The following is a 22,226-nucleotide window of genomic DNA, read 5'->3' as shown; positions in this document are numbered from 1 at the left end:
TGAGGTCAGCTGCGGCCGGCGGCTTCCCGGGCGAGGCGCTCGTCGCCGCTGAGGGTGGACAGCGGCTTCTCCTTGATGAAGACCACCGCGAGGACGGCGAGGAACGCGATCGGCGCGGCGACCAGGAACAGGTCCGAGGTCGCCGTGCCGTAGATGTCGCGGATCGCGGCGAGTACCGGTGCGGGAAGCGTCTCGAGGTCGGGCACCTTGGCACCGCCCTCCATCGCGGCCGCACCGAAGTGGTCGGCGGAGAGCGAGGTCACCCGGGCGGTGAGCACCGCGCCCAGCGCGCTCACCCCGATCGCGCCGCCCATGCTGCGGAAGAACGTGAGCGTCGAGGTGGCCGCACCGAGTTGCGCGGCGGGCACGTCGTTCTGCGCCGCGAGTACGAGGTTCTGCATGAGCATGCCGACGCCGACCCCGAGCACCAGCATGTACGCCGCCAGCGGCACCATGCCGGTCCGCACGTCGATCGTGCTCAGCAGCAGGAAACCGCTGGTCATCACGACCGAGCCCACCACCAGATACGCCTTCCACCGGCCGAATCGGGTGATGAGTTGTCCGGCGACGGTCGAGGACACCAGGACGCCGAAGATCATCGGGAGGCTCATCAGGCCGGCTACCGTCGGGGATTTACCGAGCGCCACCTGGAAGTACTGGGACAGGAAGACCGTGCCGCCGAACATCGCCACGCCGACCAGCGTGCTGGCCACCACGGCGAGCGTGACCGTGCGGTTGCGGAAGAGGCCGAGTGGGACGATCGGGTCCGCGGCTCGCGACTCGGTCCGCACGGCGAGCGCGAGCAGGAGCAGGCCGCCGCCGGTGAAGGCCGCGGTCTGCCACGAGCCCCACGCGAAATGCTGACCGGCCAGGCTCGACCAGATCAGCAGGGCGCAGACGCCGGCCATGATCAGGAACGCTCCCCGCCAGTCGATGGTGACCGGCCGGCGGACGACCGGCAGGTGCAGCGTCCTCTGCAGCAGCGCGATCGCGGCCAGGGAGAACGGGACGCCGATGAGGAAACACCAGCGCCAGCCCAGCCACGAGGTGTCCACCAGGATCCCGCCGATCAGTGGGCCGGCGATCGTGGCCACGCCGAACACCGCGCCGAAGACGCCGGAGTAGCGGCCCAGCTCACGTGGCGGGATCATCGCGGCCATCACGATCATCGCGAGCGCCCCCATGCCGCCGGCGCCCACGCCCTGCGCGACCCGGCTGATCAGCAGCAGCGTGACGTCCGGCGCGAGGCCGGCGATCAGCGAGCCGACCACGAAGAGGCTCAGCGAGAGCTGGATCAGCAGCTTCTTGCTGTAGAGATCGGCCAGCTTGCCCCAGAGCGGCACGGTCGCGGTCATCGACAACAGTTCGGTGGTGATCACCCAGGTGTAGACCGACTGGGTGCCGCCGAGGTCGGCGACGATGCGCGGCAGCGCGTTGGAGACGATCGTCGACGCCAGGATCGTGACGAAGATGCCGAGCATCAGGCCGGACAGCGCCTGGATCACCTCGGCGTGCGACATCCGCGGAGAGGGCTCGATCCTCTCGGGCGAATCGTCCGGCGTGGCCGTCGCCGGGGTCCCGGACGAGGCCAGCTCGGAGGGAACGGTCATCGATTCTCCTGACGGTCAGGTGTTTCATGGACGCGACGGATCACGGCCGCGCGGTCACGCGGGCCGGGACGGAGGCGCTGTTGGTACCCGCCCGGTGGCGGGTCTTGATCGCTTCGGGCCGGACTAGGGGCTGGGCGGGGTCAGGTCGCCCGCGCCCGTGTCACTTCTGCTGCGCGGTCGCCGTGCGACCGGACCTTCGGCACCGACATCCGCATCTGTGACCCCCCGTTTCCTGCGGACTCCGGCTTCGACCAGCGATTCTGCAGCACGACCCGGGTCTTGCGGCAAGCCCCAGGGTGCGCTATATGTTAGGAAGGGCAAGGAGTGGGCAGTCCTCCGCCGCTCATGCATCGACTGGCATCGGATTCACATCGGCCACCCCGAGCGCGGCCATCGCCACCCCGAAGCTGCTTGATCTGACTACGCCGGAAATCGCAGGGCGGAAGGCGTGCGCGGATCCGGCACGATCGGGCACCCGGATCAGCTGGTGGGGAAACCGACAGGCTCGCTGGCGATTCGCAGAGCGGCTTCGCCAGGGCTGCGGTGCAGCCAGGAAAGCAGCAGCCGGTATGCGCGTGGTTCAGGCAGGGACCCCATGATCAAGGCGTCCCTCAAGCCGCTATCCAGCTTGAGGGACGCCGCACAGATCACGGTGGCGGGGTCAGCCGGCTGGGCCGATCAGCTTCCACGGCTCGTGGTCCGCGTCCACCCCGGTACCCGGGATGTTGCCCTGGGTCCACCACTTGGCTTGCCAGACCTGGCCGCCGTACTTCACGGTGGTCTGTTCGATCGGCTGGGTCGCCGGATCGTAGACCTTGCTCGCGTCCCATGCGGAGGCGGAGCAGCCGCCCGCCGGTGGGGCCGTCCCGGATGATCCCCGGTTGTGCTCCGAGAGGAGCGCGAACCGCTGGGTTGCCACCCCGAGCGTGGTGTTCACGGGTCCGGTGGCCGGGAGGTAGTAGATGATCGGGATGTCCAGACTCTTTCCCGGCGGGATGATCTGGCAGTAGTCCAGTTTCACGCCGACCCGGTGGAAGTCGCCGCTCAGCCCGCTGCCGGCGTTGGGGCCGGTGTGCCCGGGCTCCACCTGCCATGTGCCGCCCTGCGCCCCGGTCTGCCAGTTGCCGTCCTTGATGAGGGGCGGGGTGGAGGTGGGCAGGTCGAAGCGGAATTCGACGTCCTTGCCGCCGCCGATCGTGACGCCGGTGTTGTTGGTGATCCGGAGTGTGGGCTGCATCGGCCACAGGTCCGTGGCCGTGGAGCCGTAGCCGACCAGGTCGGCCGTGACGTCGATCGCCGCGGACGGCATCGTCACGGAGCTGCCCGTGTTGCGGCTGGCGTCGTACGCGCTCACGCCGGCCAGCCGCTGGTGCAGCTTGTTGGTCATCGTGTAGCCCAGGCGGCACGGATTCTGGCCGGTCACGCTCGCCGGGCAGTGGTAGTCGCCGCCCAGCTCCCACATCATCACGCCGCCGGCGCCCTTGTCGATCACGTAGTCGGCGACCGCGTCGATGCCGTCGGTGTCCATCGTGGACAGGAACACGTCTTTGCTGTCGTTCCACAGCCAGGACGTCTTCGTGGTGTCGTCCCAGTGCCGGACGTACTGCCCCGTGATCTCGTCGGAGGGGTCGTCGTCCGGCGTCAGGCCCACGTTGTCCGCGTACCCGGGCATGACGTTGTTCTCCAGGTTCTTGGCATGCCACATGGGGCTGACGCCGGCACCCAGCTCCTCGCCCTCGGCGGTCTTGTCGTGCCAGATGTTGTCGATGCCGACGGCGCCGTTGCCGCACGGCCGGACGAGGCCGGTGCCGGGCGCGCAGTCGGTCCCCGCTGACGTCCCCCACAGGCCGGATTCGCCACCGGTGACGCCCCGCCAGCCCCGGGTGTAATACGGAATACCGATGTTGATCCGCCCCGCCTGCATCGCGCCGCGCAGGTAGTGGAACGCCCAGTCGGTGTTGAAGTAGCCGATACCGTCGTACTCCGGAGTCTCGTAGAGGTCCTTCAGCTCCGCGTCCTTGCCGTCGTCATAGAGCGGGGCGTTGGGTCCGACCACGTCGTTCCAGCTGCCGTGGAAGTCGTACGACATCAGGTTGGTGAAGTCCTGGTACCGCAGCGCCTGCTGGTTGGCCATGCCCCGGACCAGGTAGCCCGACGCCGACGACGCGGAGGTCAACAGGTAGTACCTGCTGTCTGCGGCAGCGGCCCGGTCCAGCTTCTCGCGCAGCGTCTTCATCAGCGCGGTGTAGCTGGCCGGCAGTCCCGGCCGCCGGGACCGCGCCGCATCCCAGTCGTTCGGGTTACCGGTCTGGTCCAGCATGGTCGGGTACTCGTAGTCGATGTCCACCCCGTCGAAGCCGTACTGGCGCAGGAAGTCCACCACCGAGTCGGCGAAGGTGTTGATCCCGCCCTGGTTGACCGTGCCGTCGGCGTTGGTGGTCATCGCGTAGAAGCCGCGTGATTCCGCCCAGCCGCCGACCGAGATCAGCGTCTTCACCCGCGGGTGCAGCCCCTTGTACTTGGTCAGCAGGTTGAAGTGCCCCTGGTACGGCAGGCCAGGATCCATCTCGGCGCCCCGGATGCCGGGCCAGGTCATACCGATGGCCGGGTTGTTCGGGCCGGCGGCGCCCACGGATATCCGGTTGTTCTCGATGTGCGCGAAGGCGTAGTTGAGGTGCGTCACCTTCGACCATGGGATGTTCTTGACCAGGTAGTGCGGCGTGCCGTCGGCGCCGGTGCGGCCGCCGTTGAAGTAGCCGATTACCCGCCGGGACCGGTCCTGGCCGAGCCACTCCCGGCCAGCGGAGTCATAGACGTCGCAGTACGGCGTGTCCACGCCCGCGGTCGGGGGCAGGCCGTCCGGTCGGCAGGTGTGCTGGGCACCGGTCGGCGGCTTGGGGCCGCCGTCGTCGCCACCGGCGTGCGCCTCCATCGGGTCGCCCACCCCGCCGTTGAGCTCGGCGGGGTCGGGCGGGGTGACACCGTTGTACGCGTTCCAGGTGTAGTCGAGGTCGGCGGAGTCGGGCTCGCCCGGCCAGTTGAAGTAGTTGTGGACCAGCTCAGCCGGGTTGGTAGCCAGGTACCCCCTGCCCGGGACGTCATCGGAGTCGTCCCAGGCCCACGCCGGGCTGGCGGCGTCGGTGGGGCAGTCGCCGTCCGCCGGTCCTGCCACCCCGCCTTCGCCGCAGACGGCGCCGTGCGGGTTGCCGCCGTCGTCGCCGGCGAAATTGTTCGGCGTGGCGAACAACGTCGTCAGGTTGCGGTTGTCCCACATGCCGTCCGGGGCGAAGATGTCGGTCAGGGTGTACTGCACGTCCCGGTCGTTGGGCCCGTCGGGCACCTCGGCGGTGGAGCCGGGGTAGTAGAGGACGCCGTCGCCGTTCCGGTACTGGTCTCCGAGGTCGGGGGATGGCTTCCGCTCAGCACCCATGGCCCACGCGGCGTGGGTGCCGGCCTGCTGGGCCGTCCACGGGCGCTGATGATCGTCGTCGTCGTGCGGGTTGCTCGTCGTCGCGATCACACCGTCGACGTCCTCCCCGCCGCTGGCGAAGTCGCTGCCTTCGGGTACCCAGGAGTAGAAGTCGCTGTGCGATACGGTGATGGCGGCCTTGAGCGCGCCGTGCGCGGTGCCGTCGTTGGCCACGACGAGCAGGACGCCTTCAGAGTCGTTCTCGTGCTCGGTCGCGTCCTCCTCGTAGTCGTCGAGAGCGGCGTCCGCCCAGTCGCGGGGGTGGAAGAACATGTAGATCAGGTAGGAGAAGCTCGGTGTCTGGACCACCGAGTAGTACACGCGAGCGGCCAGCGGGTGCTCGCTGGCGTTCTCCCAGTTGTTGCGGCCGTTGAGGTCGCCGTCGAAGTCGTACGACGTGATGTAGTCGGACTCGCCACCGAATGAGGTCTCGCCGCTGGTGTCGACGTCCTGGAAGTGCACCGGCGCCCACCACCGGGCGAGTTCGGCACGCTCCGCCGCGGTGGACGGAATTGTCGTCGCCGCCGCGGCGGGACGGGCTAGACCGACGGGCTCGGACACGGCCAGCAAGGCGAGGACGAGCACTAGCGTCAGAATTCTTGGAATTGACCGCACACGGTGGGGAAATGTCGCCATTGTTCCTAACGGCCATCCTCTGCTGCTCAACATTTGAGAATCGTGCCGGTAGTAATACGGGTCAGACATCGGCGCAGTGACGCCACCGGTCGGTCGAGACATCGCCCGGCCTGATAAGCCCATACGTCAGATGACGCACCCGTCCTCACCCAGGATCAAGGAGTCCCCCCATGTCGTGCTCACGACATGTGGGACGTCTTGATCATGACGTGAGGCGTTATCGTGTCGAAGTGATTCCCGTCGATCGACCGAATGTCTGGGTTGGACGCGACGAGGAACTGGCGGTCTTCGGCGCCGCGGTCGAGGGGCTGGGGCGCGGTGCAGGCTCCGTGGTGTGGGTGGAGGGTGAGGCCGGCATCGGCAAGTCCTCCATGGTGGCGGCGGCGCTGGGCGCCGCCCGCGACAGCGGGCACGAGGTGCTGTGGGGCACGGCGGATCAGCTTTCCCAGCGCTTCCCGTTGGGCGTGATGGTGGATTGCTTGCAGGTCCGGACAGGCTCGCCGGATCCCCGTCGGGCGGGTATCGCAAAGTTCCTGCGGGACCGGCGACCGGGACTGTTCGAGGCGGACGACATCGCGCACACCGCAGTCGAGATGCTCGTGTCACTGGTGGACGAGATGTGTACGGTGGCCGCCACCGTGCTGGTCGTGGACGACGTGCAATGGGCGGACGAGGCGTCGTTGCTGGTGTGGCACCGTCTGGCCATCGCGGCCGAGCAGCTTCCGCTGCTGCTGGTCGGCGTCTGCCGGATGGGGCCCGGCCGGCAGGAGGTGCGGGAGTTGCGGGCGGCCGCCGGGCGCCGGGGCACCGTGATCTCACTCGGCGCGCTGCCGGATACCGACGTCACGGCCCTGGTCGCCGGCTTGATCGGCGTGCTGCCAGGGCCGACCCTGACCCGGTTGACCGCACGGGCCATGGGTAACCCGCTGCACGTACGCGAACTGGTGGAGGCGCTGGTCCGGGAGCAGCTCGTCGGGCCTTCCGGCGACGTACCGGAGACCGTGCTCGACCGCATCCCGCCCTCGTACGCGGCCGCGCTGAGCGATCGGCTCGGCGCCCTCCCCGCGCAGACCGCACGGATACTGCGTACGGCGTCCCTGCTCGGTGGCGAGTTCTCGGTCACGGAACTGGCGGCGGTGCTGGGGGTGCCCGCCTCGGAGCTGGCTGCGGGCGTGCAGGAGGCGGTCGTATCCGGGCTGCTCGTCGGAGTGGGCCGGGAGCTGGCGTTCCGGCACCCGTTGGTCCGGCAGGCTCTCTACGAGAGCATGCCCGCCGCGCTGCGGTCGGCGCTGCACGGCGAGGCGGCCCAGGCGCTGGCCGCAGCCGGTGCCGACCCGCTGCGGGTGGCGCAGCAACTGATCGCCTCGGACCACCCCGGCCGGGACTGGGCGCGCGGCTGGCTCGTTCAGGCCGCTCCGGCCTTGGCCGCGCGGGCGCCCGACATCGCGGTCGAGCTGCTCCAGCGAGCGCTCGACCCGGCGCTGCCCAACCAAAGTGACCGGCAGCACCTGCTCGTCGGCCTCGCCCGCACGCTGCTCCGGATGGGCCGGCACGTGGATGCCGCGGCACGCGCTCGGCAGGCGTTGGCGATCACGGTGGAGCCGCAGCACCGCGCCGAGATGCACTGGGTGCTGGCCCGGGCGCTGTTCAGCGCGGGCGACAACGACGAAGCCGTGACCGCGGTGCGGCGCGCGCTCGCCTGGCCGGAGCAGCCCGACCGGTGGCGGGCTCGGCTGCTCGCGTCGCTCGCAATGTTCCAACGCGCGAGCACGGGGGACCTCGACGCCGCCGACGCCACCGCCCGCGAGGCTCTGGACGTTGGCGAGAAGGCGGCCGACCCGCTCTCGATGGGCTACGCGTTGATCGATCTCTGGTTGAGCCACTCGGTCCGGCGGGACCACGCCGCCGCGTTGCACTACGTCGATCGCGCCCTCGAAGTGCTGGCGGAGGACCCAGAGCTGGCGAACCTGCGAACGTACGCGCTCGATGCTCGGACCTTCACCCTGCAGAACCTCGACCGCTGGCCAGAGGCTGAGGCGGCCCTTCGGCGCGGACGGGCGCTGATCCAGCATACGAACGATTCCGGCCAGGTGACGTCGGCGCTGACCGCCGCCGTGCTGCTCTACTGGCTGGGCCAGTGGGACGACGCGATGGCCGCGCTGGCCCCGGTCGACCTGGACGCGACCACACTCACCTACTCCGGTCTGCGCGAGCGCGGGCCGATGCTGCTGTGGCACGGTGTCGCCGCGATGATCACCGGCCGGCGGGCCGAGCGGTCGGCGGCGGACGAGCACCTGCGCGCCGGACTGGACCTCCCCGTCGTGACGATCTCGGACCGGGAGAATTCTGACTTCCTGCTCGCCGGGCACGCGCTCGCCGCCGAGCAGGACGGGAAGCCGGCTGCTGCCCTGTCGATTCTGTCGGGCATGCTGACCCGGCGGCCCGGTGAGATGACGTTGGCCCACCAGTGGCTGCCGGACCTGGTACGGATTGCCCTGGACGTCGGCGACCACGCGGCCGCGACGGCCGCGCTGCGCGCCTGCGAGTCGGAGGCTGCGGCGGAAGACCCGCCGGCACGGGCGTCGGCGGCCAGCCACCGCTGTCGGGGACTGCTCGACCGGGACCCCGCGCCGCTGCGCGCGGCCGCCACCCATTACCGGGCGGTCGGACCGCCGGTGCCGCTGGCTGGCACCCTGGAGGATCTCGCCGACGTGCTCGCCGGCCGCGGCGACGCGGCTGAGGCGCGGCTCGTCCTCAACGAGGCGGTCGACCTCTACGACGGCTTCGGTGCTGCCTGGGACATCCGTCGCGCCGAGAGCCGGCTACGCCGGCACGGCATCCGGCGAGGCATCCGAGGGGTACGCCCACCGCGCCCCACCGCGGGCTGGGAGGCCCTCACCCCGACTGAGCGCCGGGTGGCCGCCATGATCGCCGAAGGTCGTTCGACGCCGGTCATCGCGCAGGACATGTACCTGTCCCGGCGTACCGTGCAGACCCACGTCTCGCACATCCTCGGCAAGCTCGGCATGCGCAGCCGACTGGAGATCGCCCGCGAGGTACTCCGCCGCGAAGCCGACGCCGTCCAGCACTGAAACCTGGCCAGGGGCGACGGCTGAAGCCGGCGACAGGCACGTCGAGAGGCCCCTTTCGCGCCGATCGCCCGACCGGTAGACGCGAACCACCTCGTCCGGGTTGGACTTCAGGGCGGTCCGGGGGTGCTTTCTCCTTGCCCGATTCCGGTGAGCACGGTGCTGACGATGGATCCGACCGAAGGTGGTTCCGCGACTGTCGCCTGGTGCTGGAACAACGCGGGTAGCACTGTCTCGTGACAGACGCCCACGATCATTGCAGCGGCGGCGTCGAGCTGGGCGTCCGCGGCGAGCCGGCCCAGGTCTCTCTCCGCGTGCAGGTAACGGGCCAGCCGGTCGCGCCAGTCCTCGCCATGCCCGTCCAACTCCGCGAACTTGGTGAGGACCGTGGGCTGGGCGAGCAACCCGGCGAACGCGGGCAGCATCGCCCGGTGCAGCGCCAGGCCGTAGCCGAGGTAGGCGCGCAGATTGGCTTCGACGGTGTTGGTACCGGGTTCGGGGAGGTCACCCAGCTCTCGTTCGACGGTGCGGACATGCGCGCGTAGGGCGTTTGCCAGCAACTCCTCCTTGTCGGCGAAGTAGTTGTAGAGCACACCGTCGGCGACACCCGCCTGCCGAGCGATCGCCCGCACGGTGAGTCCCGCCGTACCCTGTGCGGAGATCATGCGTTCGGTGATGGCGATCAGATGCTCACGTAGGCTTCGCCCGTCGTCGGCGTGGCGCAGTGCTGCCGCGTTTCTCGGTGACATCCGGCCTCATCGTGGTCAGTGAACCAATCGGGCAGGAGAAGGTTACGGGGCGGCGGCGGTGACCAGCCACGCCGTGCCGCGCAGCCGGACGGCCTCGGGCTGGGCGAAGGAGCCCAGCGCGGTGGTGAGCGCGTCCCGAGCGTGCGCCGCGGCCTCGGGGTCGACCTGCGTCATGTGGTACCTGACCGGTCCCCAGCCGGTGAGGAACTCGACCGCGTCGGGGACATCCCGACCCCAGATCTGGTCCGCTTCGACGCGCGTGCAGGTGATCTCCTGGAATCCGGCGTCAGCCAGCAGGCGGCGGATCCGCGCGGGATCGGCCAACGACGTGGGTCCGCTGCCATCCGCGCCGGTCGGGCGCGGCAGGTACGGGGCCATCGCGTCGAGCACGGTGCCCAGGTCGGTGCCGGTGAGTTCGGTCAGGGACAGGAACCCGAGTCGGCCCGCCCGGCACAGCGCGCGACGGATGTTGGCGAAGGCGGCGACGGGGTCGGCGAAGAACATCACGCCGAACCGGCTGACCGCGACGTCGAAGGCGCCCTCCTGGAACGGGTGGACCTGCACGTCACCCTGCTCGAAGGTCACGTTGGGAACACCCTCGGCCGCCGCGCGGGCCCGCGCCCTGGCGAGCATCGGAGCTGACAGGTCGACACCGGTTGCGTACCCGTGCGGGGCTCGACCGGCCGCCAGCCGGGTCAGTTGACCGTTCCCGCAGCCGATGTCGAGTATCCGATCTCGCTCGCCGATCCCGGCCGCCTCGAGCAGGTACTCGTTGAAGCCGCTGTTCACCGCGTCATAGCGGTCGTGGTGGGCGGCCCAGTGCTCGCCCTCGTAGCCGTTCCACGCCTGCGCCTGGGCGGTGTTGACGATGCCTGACACCGGTACCTCCCCGTCATCTACATGAACACGCGTTCATGAACATGCGTTCAGAATGGTTCATCAGGGAGCACACGTCAACCCCGGGGCGACAATTTTGACGGCCAGGGGTGGATCGCTCGACCCGGAGGACGGCCAGGGCCTACTTCTCTCGGCGTGCTGCGGCGCGGTAGAAGACGACGCCGCCGAGCCGGCTCCTCCTACGACCGTTTTCCGCGACCCCGGTCAGGCCGGCATCGGTCAGCGCGGCCAGCACCCGCTCGGGAAGACTGCTCGCCAGACGCGGATCGCGGTGGGCCCGGCCCGCTCCCCGCCCGGACGGCGTGCCGTCGACGTCCACCACGTGCAGTTCACCACCGGGACCGTGCCCCAGCACTGGTGGACATCGCCATGGTCGCGCACCCGTCGGTCACCCTGCTTCTCGACGTGAACGAGGGAGAAAGCCTCGGCGGCGGGGAGGTAGCGCCCCGGGCGGGTGGGCGCTCAGCGGGTGGCGGAAGCCAGGAACATCGGGATGGCGACCAGCAGCCGTCCGTCCCGAGCGCGGTGGGTCTGCTCGTCGATCCAGTTCTGGGCCTGGTCGTCGCTGATGGCCCCCGTCTTGCGTGCGGCGGTGGCATGTCCGGTGAGGATCGGCAGAATCGCGGTGTCGGTGAACACCGTGGTGTGGACCTCGATTTCGACGTTCTGGAAGCCCGCGTCGAGGAGCAGGGTGCGGTAGGCACGGGCGATGCGGGGGTGGGGGAGGGTGTCGGCGCGGGCGTGCACGATGCGGCGGGTCAGGGTGGGCTGGTTGGAGTCGATCACCAGGGTGTCCCAGTCCTGGCCGAGCAGGACGATCCGTCCATCAGGGGCGAGGACCCGGCGGGCTTCGGCCAGCGCGGCCTGCGGGTCAGGCAGGATGTGGTAGACCTTGTCCGCCCGGTACCCGCGCGCCTGCCCGTCGGGCAGCGGCAGGTCGGCGGCGTCCGCGGCGCGTACGTCGATGTCGGGGAACCGGGTGTGGGCGGCGGTCAGCATCGCCGGATCCGGGTCCACGCCGATCGCGGTGGCGCCCTGTCCGGCCAGTTCGGCGACGGCCCGCCCGGTGCCGCAGCCGACGTCGACCACGGTCGCGCCCGGCGCCAGCCGCAGCAATTCATAGGTACGCGCGCGCAGCTCGGCGGCACCGGGCATGGCGTCGGCGGCGTCGAGTACCCGGATCAGGGTGTCGGTGTCGGTGTAGGCGGTGTGCGTGTCGGCCATGGTCCGAGTGTGCGACTTCAGGTTGACCTGAAGTCAACCCGGCGCCTGTTAAGGTGGACCTGAACTGGGGTGGTGGTGGGTGGAATACACGATCGGGGAGTTGGCGGCCCGGTTCGGGCTGGCCACGCATGTGTTGCGGCACTGGGAGGACGTGGGCCTGCTGTCCCCGGCCCGGCGGGTGGCCGGCCGGCGGGTGTACGGGCCGACGCACGTGACCCGGGTGGCGGAGATCCTGCTGGGCAAGGATGCCGGCTTCAGCCTTGAGCAGTTGCGGGAATTGTTCACCGCCCCGGACCGCGACCGGCGGCGGGAGGTGCTACGCGGTCAACTGGCCCAGGTACGGGCGCGGATGGCCCGGTTGGCGCTGTCGCAGACGCTGTTGGAGCACGGGTTGCGCTGCCGGCACCCGGACTACCAGTCGTGCCCGCGGTTCCAGGAGATGGTGCTGGCCCGGCTGGACGGGGTGGACCTGGCCGAGGCCCTTGACCACCCCTGACCCCGGTGGCGGCGATAGGGGAAAGCGCCGGTCCTGCTAAGGGAAAGTCTGACACCACCGCATGCGACCAGACCGCCCAGCCCCGACCTTCGAGATCGGCAGCCGCCCGGCCGCGCACGTGCGGTCAACGGTGCACGATGCCCCAGGTGCGCTCGTCGGGGCCGACCAGGGCAGTCAGGTGGGCCGGAGGGGTCTGCTTCGCAGCCTGCCTGCAGACGTGTTTCGTGCATCGGTGCGCAACCTCGAACGCCTCGACCCCGGGCGGAACGATGCGCAGATCCAGCCGGTACACGATGTCGTCGCCGCCGTGCTCCTCCTCCGCTGAGAGGATCTCGGCGCGTGCTCTGACCCCGGAGGCCCGCAGTTTCTCGGTGGCCTCGGCAGCCTGGCCCGCGGAGAACCACGCAGCGAGCCCGATCACCGCCAGGATCAGGCCGGTCACGACCAGGAGCAGCGTTTGCCACCACGCATCGCTGTTCACGATGAAGACGCCGATCCCGATGAGCGTGCCCCCGAGCGCCGAGGTGGTGACGATCCTCTCCCAGCGAGCCGAGCGCCGAGTAGTCAGGTGCACCTGTGTCCACGGGACCGGCTCACGGTCCGATTCGCTCACCACGACATTCTACGTCTCCTGGCGTTGCTCCTACCGCTACAGATCTTGACTGGTCCGGTCGGGGGCGAGGAGTCGCGGCTACCCGGCCCGGTACCGGGCGATCGACGCGGCGGCGGCCTCGTCGTCCTCGTAGTAGCGCATGAAACGCTCGACGGAGCCGCCGGTCTCCAACATGCTCAGCCCGATGGCCCGGACCTCGCGCGCCATGTCGGGGTCGCCTGGCCCACCGGCGTCGTCCGGGATGTCGAGGATGGCCGCCATCACCGGGGCGACCACTGGATCGTGGTTGCCGGAAACTGCCCGGATCAGGTGGGCGCGTTGTGTCCAGTCGTCCAGCGAGGGGTACGCCTCGACCAGAGCCTTGAGCAGGTTCTCACCGAACGGTTGCCGCAACCGCTCCACCGCGCCGCGGTCGCCGGCGCGGATCGCCGCCAGCAGGGCATGCAGCAGGCTGGCGTCGCTGATGTCGTACTGCCGGGCCTCGACGGTCTCCACCCGGTGCTCCCCATCGACAACGGCCAGTACGGCGGTCAGCTCGAAGTACCACAGCCGGTCGGCGTACATGTCCTGTTCGATCGCCCCGGCGAGATCGCCCCACCCGTGCTCGCGGAGGCGGTCGGCGGCGTGCCGCAGGTAGTCGCGGGTGCCGGCGACCACCGTCGTGCCACCCGGAAACTGCCGCCGTGGCAGCGTGTACTCGCCGGCCAGCGCGGTGACCACGAGCAGCCGCGCGCCGTCGTCGTCCGGCACTCGCCAGACCGCGTCGAGCTCGTCGGGTTCGGTCGGCTCGCCGTCCCCGCCCCAGAGCGGTACCGCTCCGGGAAACACCTGTTGAACGTAGCTCCTGGCGCACAGCCGGGCGATCGTCCGGTCCGCCTCCCACACCGTGCGGGCCGCCGCCTCGCGATCCATCCGCCCTCCAAGCTCAGCCACGGGTCCGGGTATCAGCCCAACACGCTACCGCCGCCGCACTACGGCCGCCGCTACCACGGCGCACACGGTCTGCCGGGGGAAACCGTCCCGGCACCGTCTCCACCAGAGCCGGACAGGAACGACCACATCGCGACGCGACATCTCGGAACAGGCCGTCGCGGGATGCCCCAACCGGACGGCCCGTCGCGGGGGCGGCCCGTCGCGGGGCGGTACGGAAGTGGGCGCCCACCCCGCGACGGTCGTACCCGGTCGGCCGGTCGTCGGCCGACTGCCACCGAGGATGCTCAGCGGCCCGATACCGTGCCTGGTGGTCAACGGATCAGGCGAGCAAACCTCCGCAGCTCCTCGGTGAGGATGTCCGGTTGTTCGAACGCGGCGAAATGGCCGCCACGGGTGACCGTGTTGAAGTAGACGAGCCTGGACTTGTAGACGCGTTCGGCCCAGATTCTCGGAGTTGGGATGATCTCGCGGGGAAAGACCGTGAACCCGACCGGGACCGTGAAGTCGTCGGCCGTGCCGGCGGCCCGCGCGTCCTCCCAATAGATCCGCGCCGAGGAGGCGGCGGTGCCGGGCAGCCAGTACAGCATGATGTCATCGAGCATCCGGTCGACCCCGAGGACCCGTTCGGGATTGCCGTCGCTGTCGGTCCACTCCATGAACTTCTCGTAGATCCACGCCGCCTGCCCCACCGGAGAGTCGGTCAACGCGTACCCCAGCGTCTGGGGGCGGGTGGACTGCTGGTAGATGAAGCCGGCGCCGTCGTCGAAGAACCGCCGCAGCTTGTCCAGCGCCTCCTGCTCCGGCGGCGTCGGAGGGTCGCTGACCGGGGGCTGGAACACGGGGAAGAAGTTGAGGTGGATCCCGGCGAGTCCGCTGGGCCCGAGCTTGCCGAGTTCATGCGTTACGGAGCCGCCCAGGTCGCCGCCCTGAGCGAGCCAGCGACGGTAGCCGAGCCGGGACATGAGCTCCGCCCAGGCTTTAGCGATCCGCTGGATGTTCCACCCGGTCGTGCTCGGCTTGTCGGAGAACCCGAAGCCCGGTAGGGACGGCACCACGACATGGAACGCGTCCGCGGCACTCCCGCCGAACGCCGTCGGATCGGTCAACGGCCCGATCACGTCGAGGAATTCCACCACCGAACCCGGCCAGCCGTGGGTCAGCACCACCGGTACGGCGCTGGCGTGCCGGGAGCGTACGTGTAGAAAATGGATCCCCAACCCGTCGATCTGGGTGCGGAACTGGCCGAACCCGTTCAGCCGCGCCTCGACCCGACGCCAGTCGTACCGCGTCCGCCAGTGCTCGACCAGGCCGCGTACCCGCTCCAGCGGCACGCCCTGGGACCCGTCGGGAACGGTCTCCCGCTCCGGAAGCCGGGCCGCCGCCAACCGCCGCTGCAGATCGCGCAGCGCGCTGTCCGACACCGACAACCGGAACGGTGTCACCTCGGTGGTGGCCGCCGGCAACGTCGCCCCGGGCTCGGCAGACGCCGGGGATGCCGCTGTTCCCACCAGCCCGAGCGGGCCGGCGACGGCGCCGACCGTCGCGGCCGCCCGCAAGGCCGTACGACGGGTCAGGCCACGCGTATCTTCGTTCCGCACGATTCCTGCCTTCCTTGTTCCAGTGATCGGCAAGGGCGACGGCCTGCGGTGATGGTCACCATCGACACCAGATTGCGACTCGACCGGGCACCGTAGCGCGTCGGATGCCTGCGTCCGCTCACCGTGGCAGCCCTGCCCGGAGGTCACCAACGATTCGATGGCGCTGGAATCCGGCGCCGCCGCCGACACCTCAGCCGGGATCCGGCCAGCCCTGCTCGAACCCGGGACCACCGCCGGTGACCAGTACGCTGGCCAGCGGCGTACGCCGGTACAACACCCGGCGCCCGGACCGCCACGACGTCACCAGGCCGTTGCGGCGCAGCACCGACAGGTGGAAGCTGACCGACGGTGCGCTCTGACCGAGTTCACGGGCGAGGTCGGTGGTCGATTTCGGCAGCGTGAGACAGCTGAGGATCGCCGCGCGGCTGTGACCCAGCAGCGCACCCAGCGCGTGGTCGTCGTAGTCGGTGTCCCGGGACTCGCCTCCCCACAGCGCGCCGACTCCTCGGCAGGCATAGATGAGGCTCGCCGGTCGGTCGGGGCTCTTGTCCACCACCAGGTTCGGCCACGCGAAGACCGACGGCACCAGCACGAGCCCGGCACCGGCCAGGTCGTGTTCCACCGAGTGTCGGGGCTTGTCGATCCGCAGGATGTCACCCCGCACACTGATCTCCGGGTGCAGGCTCGACAGCAGCGCGTCGACGCCACCGCCGGTCAGCCGGCCGGCTCGGTACGCGACATCGTCCTCCAGCACCGCGCGTAGCTCCCGCCAATGCGGTTCGATCGCCACCGACCAGTACCGCCACAGCTCGTCGGCCAACCGTCGCGCGCCAGCCGCCCCGTCGGCAACCAACGCCTGGGCCGGCGCCGGCATGGGCTTCCGCTCCCACACCGCTGCCAGGTCGGCACGGATTCCCGCCACAGGCGACTCGGCAACCAGCCGCAGCTGGTCGTCGATGGTGCCGGCATCGGTGGCCGCCACGAACAGGAAGTCCGCCACGTACGCGCTCGCCGGCACCACCGCGCCCAACAGCGCCATGTCCACCCCGCGCAGGCCGTCCCGCGTCGCCGCCAGCCAGCCCTGGTGCAGCGGTGCCACCCGCCCCGACGACAGTTGGTACAGGCTCTCGATCACCTCGGCGAGCGGCGAGAACGCAAACCGCATTCTGGCCACGTCAGCCAGACCCATCCGCAGCCGGATCACCCTGCCAGCCTAGGCGTTCCGGACGCTGGACCTTCGCGCGCCGGGTCGCCCGTCCTCGACCACGTACGAGGCGGACGTGCGGACGCCCGCGCGGGGGGCTGGCAGCGTAGGTGGCCGCAGTCGTACCCGGCGAAGTACCGGATGTGTGGCAGCTCAGCCGTGATCAGGGTATTCGACGTCCCGCCCTCCTGCGACCAACCCGCATAGCGCCCTGTCACGACCTGACGCGGTGACGGTCCAGGTGTCTCGGCTGGCCGAGCGGGTAGGCGTGGGCTTCGTGCGTGAGTGGCCGGATCTCCGCTGTGCGCGGCCCCGTCGTCGTGGGAGGGGACATCCGACCGCTTATCCGGACAGGAATGAGGTTTGCCCATGCTTGCGGCCATTGCCACCGCAGTTGGTGAGCCGCTCACGGTCGCCGAACGCCAGGTACCCGAACCCGGACAGGGCGAGGTCGTAGTCAGGATCACCGCGTGCGGGATCTGCTACACGGACCTGGACCTGCTCCAGGGCCACTGGCCCATCGCCCGTTTCCCGGTCGTCCCCGGCCACGAGATCACCGGCGTGGTGGCCGCTACCGGCCCCGGCGTGTCGTGGCCGGAGGTCGGCACGTCCGTGGGCGCCCAGTTCCTCGGCGACTCCTGCCGGCACTGCGACTACTGCGTGCGCGGCGAGCAGATCCTCTGCCCCCGCAAGCGCATCACGGGCATCATGATGGACGGCGGTTATGCCGAGTACGCGGTGCTGAAGGCCGACTTCGTGACCCCGCTGCCGGAGGGGCTCGACCCGGTCGCCGCGGCCCCGCTGATGTGCGCGGGCCTGACCGCCTTCAACAGCCTGCGGCAGGGCGGGATCACCGCCACCTCCCGCGTCGCGGTCATCGGCACCGGGGGTGTCGGCGCGCTGGCGACCCGCTACGCCGTCGCCATGGGAGCCCGTGTGGCCGTCATCGGCCGGTCGAACCGGGGCGAAGCGGCGGCGAGGGAGATGGGCGCCGAGCAGTTCATCGCCACCCAGGAGACCGACCCGGCCGAGGCCCTCAGGGCCTGGGACGGCTGCGGTGCGAACCTCGTCCTCAACGCCACGCCATCCACCTCGGCGGCCGCGGCGACGCTCGCCGGTCTGGCGCCCGACGGCTGGCTCGTGCTCTGCGGGTACGACCCCGAGCCGCTGACCCTGCCCACCCAGACGATGGTCCTCAACCGGCTGCACGTCATGGTCAATCCGTCCGGCTCCCCGCACGACCTCCGCGACACCCTCGCGTTCTCGGCGGCGCACAACATCCTGCCCGAGATCACCCCGATCGGGCTGCACGACGCCAACACGGTGCTCGACAACATGGCCGAGGGCCATTCCGGCAAGCGGTCGGTCATCACCTTCGGTCGATGATGCCTGCGTTTCCAGTCCGGGGTGCCGATCGGCGCGGTTCGATGATACCGTTGACTCAGTCAACGAAATAGTTGAGGCGGGCGATGTTATGTCCCTTCTCCTGCTCCTGCTGTTCCTGCTCGGGCTCGGGCTGGCCTCGGCGGCTGGTCTGACGGTGGACAGTCGGGACGGGGCGGACTGGCGTCCGAGCTGCGGCGGACTCCGCCAGCCGCCGGGCCGCCGCTCGTTGTCCGCGGGACGGTGACCTCGCCCGTCGCATCCGAGTGCCTCCGGGTGCCCCGGGCGGGCCGGCCGTCCTTTTCGGGAGCTTGGGTGCGAGAGGGGACTGAACTCCATCCAGGCCACCTTCCTGGCGCTCCTAGGTGATCGGGCCGTCATCGATGGCTCACCCGACAGCTCCCATCAGGCGTCCCGGCGCGCGAACAATGTCCAGGCGGCGGTCAGGACGATGGCGACGAAGGCGGTGAAGACGCCACCGGCTGCCCAGCGGCCGAACAGGTCGAAGTTGTCGGCGTCGGTAAGAGCGGCGGTTCCGCTGAGGTCGACCAGCCGCAGGCCGGCGGAGAACGGCAGAAACTTGATCATGGGTGCGAGCCAGTCGAGCGCGGGGACGAGCGACAGCCTGAAGATCGTCTGTTCCACGACGAGTGGCGTCACGAGGATCACCACCAGTGCCGCCGGCACGCTGCGGAACACCTGGGCCAGTGCGGCGCCCAGCACCGCCCACAGCACGACGAGCAGGACGTAGCCGGGTAGCGCCGCACCGAGAGGCTGCTCGGTCAGCTCGGGGAATTCACCCCAGAAGACGAGGCCGACGGCGACGTTGACGAGCATGGACGCGACCGCCACCGCCACCGCCGCCGCCGCGACGACCGCGAGCTTGGCGGTCAGGACCGTGGTTCGTCGCGGAATGGTGGTCAGTGTTGGCTGGATCGTGCCGTACCGGTACTCGTGACCGGTGGCGAGGATGCCGACGGCGGCCATGAACACCGCCAGCAGCGGCAGCGGCGAGGCGGTGCCTCCGCCGGTCACGGTAGCCCCGACGATGTCGGTGTCCAGCGGGTTGTTACGGGTGGCCAGATTGACCAGGAGCGCCACCGCGGCGTTGACGAGCAGGGCCAGGCCGACGAGCCAGTACGTCGAGCGAATGGTACGCAGGCGTACCCATTCGAAGCGCAACGCGTCGATCATGCGGCACCGCCGGCGGAGCTGAGTTGACGGGCGACGTACTCCTCTGATGCGCCGGTGGCGGAGATGAACGCCGTTTCCAGCGACGCGGTCAGGGTGGTCAACTCGTGCAGTGGGATGCTGTTGGCGAACGCGATCTCGCCCACGGCGGCCGCGTCGGCCCCGGACACCCGCAGGGTACCGTCATCGGCGACGTCGACCTCGACGCCGTGGGTGCCCTTCAGCGCCTGGGCGAGCCGGTCGGCCCGGGGGCTGCGGATCTGCACGGTCGCCTGGGTGAACTGCTTCACGAACCCGTCCACGTCGCCGTTGTAGATCATTTTTCCGCGGCCGATCACCACCAGTTCGTCGGCCATCAGCTCCATCTCCGACAGCAGGTGACTGGAGACGAGGATGGTGCGGCCCTGCGCCGCCAGCGACTTCAATATGTCGCGCAGCCAGTGGATGCCGTGCGGGTCCAGCCCGTTGGCCGGCTCGTCGAGAATCAGCGTCTGCGGATCCCCCAACAGGGCCTGCGCCAGCCCCAGCCGCTGCGCCATGCCCAGCGAGAAGCTCCGCGGCTTCTTCCGGGCCACCTCCGCCAACCCGACGAACTCCAACACCTCGTCCGCCCGGGCCGCCGGGATCCCGCCGCCGGCGGCCAGCATCCGCAGATGGTTCCGGGCAGTGCGGGTCGGGTGGAACGCCCTGGCCTCCAGTACGGCACCGATCTGGCGCATCGGATGCCGGATCGTGCCGAACCGGCGTCCGTCGAACAGGGTCTCGCCGCCGCCGTGGTCGAGGTCGAGCATCAGACGCATGGTGGTGGATTTACCGGCCCCGTTGGGACCGAGGAAACCCGTCACCATACCCGGAAGTACATCGAACGAGAGATCATCGACGGCGACCTTCCCGCCGTACCGTTTATGCAGTCCTTGGGCTCTGATCATGTCCCGGACGCTACGAGGAACCGGCCTGCCGGACATCGGTCTGTCGTCAGGCCGGCCCCTGACTTTCGTCAAGGGTGCCGCCGGCACCGGCGTATGTATCGTGGCCTGGTGCGTTACGACCGGGCGGACCGGATGTGGACACCGCTGCTGATCGTGTCGGCCGGAGCCTCGGTCTCGGAGGTCTTCACCACCGGCGCCTGGCTGCCCCTGGTGGCGATCGTGCCGGCTTTCGTGGCCGGGCGGCGGATGGCTTCGCTTTCGGTCGCGCTGTGGGTCTTCACGGCGGCGGCATCCGCCGGGCTCGGGGTGGCGCTGTGGCGCTCCACCGATCCGTTGTCGTACTGGCTCTCGCTGGTCCTGCTGTTGTTCGTCGTCTCGGTGCTGCCGTGGTGGGTGGGCCGCTACCGGCGCCTGAGTGCCGAGCACGGCGAGCGCGAGCGCACGATCGTCGCGGGACAGGCCCGGCTGCGCGAGCGGGCGACGATCGCCCGGGACATGCATGACTCGCTCGGACACGAACTGGCCCTGATCGCGCTGCGCAGCGGTGCGTTGGAGCTGGCCGGCGACCTCACCGACAAGCACCGTCACGCCGCCGGCGAACTGCGGGCGAGCGCGGTCCGGGCCACCGAACGGCTGCGCGACATCCTCCGGGTACTCGGCAACGCCGATGCCGCCGCCGATCTGCAACCGGCCGACGAGAGCATTGACGAATTGGTCCGTCGCGCCGTCACGGCCGGCATGCCGGTGCGGCTTCGCCGTGACGGACCAGGTCCGACGTGGTTGCCGATGACCAGCCAGGCGGTGCACCGCGTGGTCCAGGAGTCGTTGACCAACGCCGCCCGACACGCACCCGGTGCGCAGGTCACCGTCACCATTGCCCGCCAGCACGCCGGCACCCGGATCGACGTCGTGAACGAGGCACCGGCCCGGCCCGGCGACGGTACCGGCAGCGGGCAGGGGCTGATCGGGCTGGACGAACGGGTCCGGCTGGTCGGCGGCCGGCTCGAGGCCGGACCCCGGCCGGACGGCGGCTGGGCTGTCACCGCCGTGCTCCCCGACGACGCCGGATCGCGGCCCGACGACGGTCCCGCCGGGTTCGAACTGCAAGGCACGAGACGGCTCACCCGCCGCCGGCAGATGCAGTCCGCCGCCCTTCCCCTCGGCGCCGCGCTGCTGCTCGTCGCGGCCCTCGTCCTCCTGCAGATGTACACCGTGTCACGCACCGGGCTCTCCGACGAGCTGTACCACGACCTGCGGCTCGGCCAGACGCGTGCGCAGATCCAGCCGCAGCTGCCGCCACGCGACATCGACCCGGTGCCGCGAATCCTGAACGAGCCACCCAAACCGGCCGGCTCGACCTGCACCTACTTCCAAGCCGGGGCCAGCCTGTTCAGCGAGGCCGCCGGCCTCTACCGACTCTGCTTCAGCGAAGACGTACTCGTCGCCAAGGACCGGATGGAGAGGGTGTAACGGTGACCCCGATCCGGGTACTGCTGGCCGACGACGAGGCCATGATCCGCGCCGGTGTCCGGGCGATCCTGGACACCGACGACCGTATCGAGGTCGTCGCCGAGGCCGCGGACGGACGCCGAGCCGTAGAGCTGTGCCGCGCCCACCGTCCCGACATCGCGCTGCTGGACATCCGGATGCCGGTTCTCGACGGACTCGCCGCGGCCGACGAGATCGCCGCCACGGTACCGGCCACCAGCATCGTGATGCTCACCACCTTCGGCGAGGAGGAGTACATCGCCCGGGCGCTCGGCGGCGGCGCCGCCGGGTTCCTGCTCAAGGCCGCCGACCCGCGCGAACTGATCGCCGCGGTGCACGCCGTCAGCGACGGAGCCGCCTTCCTCTCGCCGGCCATCGCCCGGCAGGTCATCGGAACCTACCGCGACAGCCACCGCCGCCGGGCCGCCGATGCGGCACGGCGCGTCGGGTCGCTGACCGAGCGGGAACGCGAGGTTCTCGCGCTGCTCGGCGCCGGACACTCCAACAGCCAGATCGCCCGCTCCCTGCACGTCGTCGAGGGAACCGTGAAGGCCCACGTCAGCTCGATCCTCATCAAGCTCGACGCACAGAACCGGGTCCAGGCCGCCATTCTCGCCCACCAGGCTGGCCTGTCGTAACCACGTCGCGCACTGCCGGCCGCCTGGAACGGGTCCGACTCCTCCGGGGAGAACCTCTGCCTGGATGACCGGCGTGACT

Annotated in this window: 18 protein-coding genes; 6 read left to right on the top strand and 12 right to left on the bottom strand. The window is 70.1% G+C overall.

The features are described 5' to 3' along the window. Positions 1 to 5: 5 nt before the first annotated feature. Both ACSMXO_RS26620 and ACSMXO_RS26615 read right to left on the bottom strand, forming a co-directional pair. Entirely contained in the window at positions 6 to 1,520 is a 1,515-nt protein-coding gene (locus ACSMXO_RS26620; protein WP_455419314.1) for an MDR family MFS transporter, read from the bottom strand. 751 nt (positions 1,521 to 2,271) lie between these two features. Continuing rightward, entirely contained in the window at positions 2,272 to 5,640 is a 3,369-nt protein-coding gene (locus tag ACSMXO_RS26615; RefSeq protein ID WP_455414266.1) for a glycosyl hydrolase family 18 protein, read from the bottom strand. A gap of 305 nt (positions 5,641 to 5,945) precedes the next feature. Between ACSMXO_RS26615 and ACSMXO_RS26610 the strand changes: the two genes are divergently transcribed. Further along, positions 5,946 to 8,807 (top strand): helix-turn-helix transcriptional regulator, encoded by a 2,862-nt coding sequence (locus ACSMXO_RS26610; RefSeq protein WP_455414265.1) that lies wholly within the window; start codon positions 5,946 to 5,948, stop codon positions 8,805 to 8,807. Positions 8,808 to 8,914: 107 nt separating this feature from the next. On the opposite strand, the gene ACSMXO_RS26605 is transcribed toward ACSMXO_RS26610, so the two are convergent. From ACSMXO_RS26605 to ACSMXO_RS26590, 4 genes are all read right to left on the bottom strand, one after another. Continuing rightward, on the bottom strand, positions 8,915 to 9,553 hold the full coding sequence (locus ACSMXO_RS26605; RefSeq protein WP_455414264.1) for a TetR/AcrR family transcriptional regulator: 639 nt from the start codon (positions 9,551 to 9,553) through the stop codon (positions 8,915 to 8,917). Between the two features lie 42 nt (positions 9,554 to 9,595). Beyond that, positions 9,596 to 10,432, bottom strand: coding sequence for a class I SAM-dependent methyltransferase (locus ACSMXO_RS26600; RefSeq protein ID WP_455414263.1), 837 nt, complete (start codon positions 10,430 to 10,432; stop codon positions 9,596 to 9,598). A gap of 139 nt (positions 10,433 to 10,571) precedes the next feature. Next, positions 10,572 to 10,772, bottom strand: a complete 201-nt coding sequence (locus tag ACSMXO_RS26595) for a hypothetical protein (protein WP_455414262.1) — start codon at positions 10,770 to 10,772, stop codon at positions 10,572 to 10,574. A gap of 140 nt (positions 10,773 to 10,912) precedes the next feature. Continuing rightward, positions 10,913 to 11,674 carry a methyltransferase domain-containing protein gene (locus ACSMXO_RS26590; RefSeq protein ID WP_455414261.1) on the bottom strand — a complete coding sequence of 254 codons (762 nt, stop codon included), beginning with the start codon at positions 11,672 to 11,674 and terminating at the stop codon, positions 10,913 to 10,915. Positions 11,675 to 11,753: 79 nt separating this feature from the next. On the opposite strand from ACSMXO_RS26590, the gene ACSMXO_RS26585 reads away from it, so the two are divergent. Beyond that, complete coding sequence (locus ACSMXO_RS26585) at positions 11,754 to 12,170, top strand: MerR family transcriptional regulator (RefSeq protein WP_455414260.1); 417 nt, start codon at positions 11,754 to 11,756, stop codon at positions 12,168 to 12,170. A 124-nt stretch (positions 12,171 to 12,294) separates the two neighbouring features. Here ACSMXO_RS26585 and ACSMXO_RS26580 read toward each other — a convergent pair whose 3' ends face one another. The 4 genes from ACSMXO_RS26580 to ACSMXO_RS26565 all read right to left on the bottom strand — a co-directional run bounded on the left by ACSMXO_RS26580 (position 12,295) and on the right by ACSMXO_RS26565 (position 16,479). Further along, positions 12,295 to 12,783, bottom strand: a complete 489-nt coding sequence (locus ACSMXO_RS26580) for a hypothetical protein (RefSeq protein ID WP_455414259.1) — start codon at positions 12,781 to 12,783, stop codon at positions 12,295 to 12,297. A gap of 78 nt (positions 12,784 to 12,861) precedes the next feature. After that, positions 12,862 to 13,695: a hypothetical protein gene (locus tag ACSMXO_RS26575; protein WP_455414258.1), complete on the bottom strand. Its 834-nt coding sequence runs from the start codon at positions 13,693 to 13,695 to the stop codon at positions 12,862 to 12,864. A 332-nt stretch (positions 13,696 to 14,027) separates the two neighbouring features. Further along, entirely contained in the window at positions 14,028 to 15,314 is a 1,287-nt protein-coding gene (locus ACSMXO_RS26570) for an epoxide hydrolase family protein (RefSeq protein WP_455414257.1), read from the bottom strand. Positions 15,315 to 15,504: 190 nt separating this feature from the next. Continuing rightward, positions 15,505 to 16,479: a DUF5937 family protein gene (locus tag ACSMXO_RS26565; RefSeq protein ID WP_455414256.1), complete on the bottom strand. Its 975-nt coding sequence runs from the start codon at positions 16,477 to 16,479 to the stop codon at positions 15,505 to 15,507. Positions 16,480 to 16,887: 408 nt separating this feature from the next. Here ACSMXO_RS26565 and ACSMXO_RS26560 point away from each other — a divergent pair, with 408 nt between their 5' ends. Both ACSMXO_RS26560 and ACSMXO_RS26555 read left to right on the top strand, forming a co-directional pair. Further along, complete coding sequence (locus tag ACSMXO_RS26560; protein ID WP_455414255.1) at positions 16,888 to 17,904, top strand: alcohol dehydrogenase catalytic domain-containing protein; 1,017 nt, start codon at positions 16,888 to 16,890, stop codon at positions 17,902 to 17,904. Positions 17,905 to 17,992: 88 nt separating this feature from the next. After that, positions 17,993 to 18,148 (top strand): hypothetical protein, encoded by a 156-nt coding sequence (locus ACSMXO_RS26555; protein WP_432882769.1) that lies wholly within the window; start codon positions 17,993 to 17,995, stop codon positions 18,146 to 18,148. 158 nt (positions 18,149 to 18,306) lie between these two features. Here ACSMXO_RS26555 and ACSMXO_RS26550 read toward each other — a convergent pair whose 3' ends face one another. Both ACSMXO_RS26550 and ACSMXO_RS26545 read right to left on the bottom strand, forming a co-directional pair. Then, positions 18,307 to 19,095 carry an ABC transporter permease gene (locus tag ACSMXO_RS26550; protein ID WP_455414254.1) on the bottom strand — a complete coding sequence of 263 codons (789 nt, stop codon included), beginning with the start codon at positions 19,093 to 19,095 and terminating at the stop codon, positions 18,307 to 18,309. Beyond that, positions 19,092 to 20,021, bottom strand: a complete 930-nt coding sequence (locus tag ACSMXO_RS26545) for an ATP-binding cassette domain-containing protein (RefSeq protein ID WP_455414253.1) — start codon at positions 20,019 to 20,021, stop codon at positions 19,092 to 19,094. The genes ACSMXO_RS26550 and ACSMXO_RS26545 overlap by 4 nt, the downstream gene beginning before the upstream one ends. Before the next feature lie 108 nt (positions 20,022 to 20,129). Here ACSMXO_RS26545 and ACSMXO_RS26540 point away from each other — a divergent pair, with 108 nt between their 5' ends. Both ACSMXO_RS26540 and ACSMXO_RS26535 read left to right on the top strand, forming a co-directional pair. After that, the gene (locus tag ACSMXO_RS26540) at positions 20,130 to 21,491 is read left to right on the top strand and encodes a sensor histidine kinase (RefSeq protein ID WP_455414252.1); all 1,362 of its coding nucleotides are present in this window, start codon (positions 20,130 to 20,132) and stop codon (positions 21,489 to 21,491) included. Between the two features lie 41 nt (positions 21,492 to 21,532). Beyond that, positions 21,533 to 22,147, top strand: a complete 615-nt coding sequence (locus ACSMXO_RS26535) for a response regulator (protein WP_455419313.1) — start codon at positions 21,533 to 21,535, stop codon at positions 22,145 to 22,147. Positions 22,148 to 22,226: the final 79 nt, after the last annotated feature.

The organism is Plantactinospora sp. DSM 117369 (genome assembly GCF_053764795.1).
Note: the sequence above shows the minus strand (reverse complement) of the source record. Positions and strands in the feature narration are given on the sequence as shown.

Bases quoted from the DNA above. Each gene is read 5' to 3' on its own strand.
- ACSMXO_RS26620 (WP_455419314.1), bottom strand. From the start codon at position 1,520: ATGTCGCACGCCGAGGTGATCCAGGCGCTGTCCGGCCTGATGCTCGGC.
- ACSMXO_RS26535 (WP_455419313.1), top strand. From the start codon at position 21,533: ATGATCCGCGCCGGTGTCCGGGCGATCCTGGACACCGACGACCGTATC.
- ACSMXO_RS26545 (WP_455414253.1), bottom strand. From the start codon at position 20,021: ATGATCAGAGCCCAAGGACTGCATAAACGGTACGGCGGGAAGGTCGCC.
- ACSMXO_RS26560 (WP_455414255.1), top strand. From the start codon at position 16,888: ATGCTTGCGGCCATTGCCACCGCAGTTGGTGAGCCGCTCACGGTCGCC.
- ACSMXO_RS26575 (WP_455414258.1), bottom strand. From the start codon at position 13,695: ATGGATCGCGAGGCGGCGGCCCGCACGGTGTGGGAGGCGGACCGGACG.
- ACSMXO_RS26555 (WP_432882769.1), top strand. From the start codon at position 17,993: ATGTCCCTTCTCCTGCTCCTGCTGTTCCTGCTCGGGCTCGGGCTGGCC.
- ACSMXO_RS26605 (WP_455414264.1), bottom strand. From the start codon at position 9,553: ATGTCACCGAGAAACGCGGCAGCACTGCGCCACGCCGACGACGGGCGA.
- ACSMXO_RS26590 (WP_455414261.1), bottom strand. From the start codon at position 11,674: ATGGCCGACACGCACACCGCCTACACCGACACCGACACCCTGATCCGG.
- ACSMXO_RS26565 (WP_455414256.1), bottom strand. From the start codon at position 16,479: ATGCGGTTTGCGTTCTCGCCGCTCGCCGAGGTGATCGAGAGCCTGTAC.
- ACSMXO_RS26550 (WP_455414254.1), bottom strand. From the start codon at position 19,095: ATGATCGACGCGTTGCGCTTCGAATGGGTACGCCTGCGTACCATTCGC.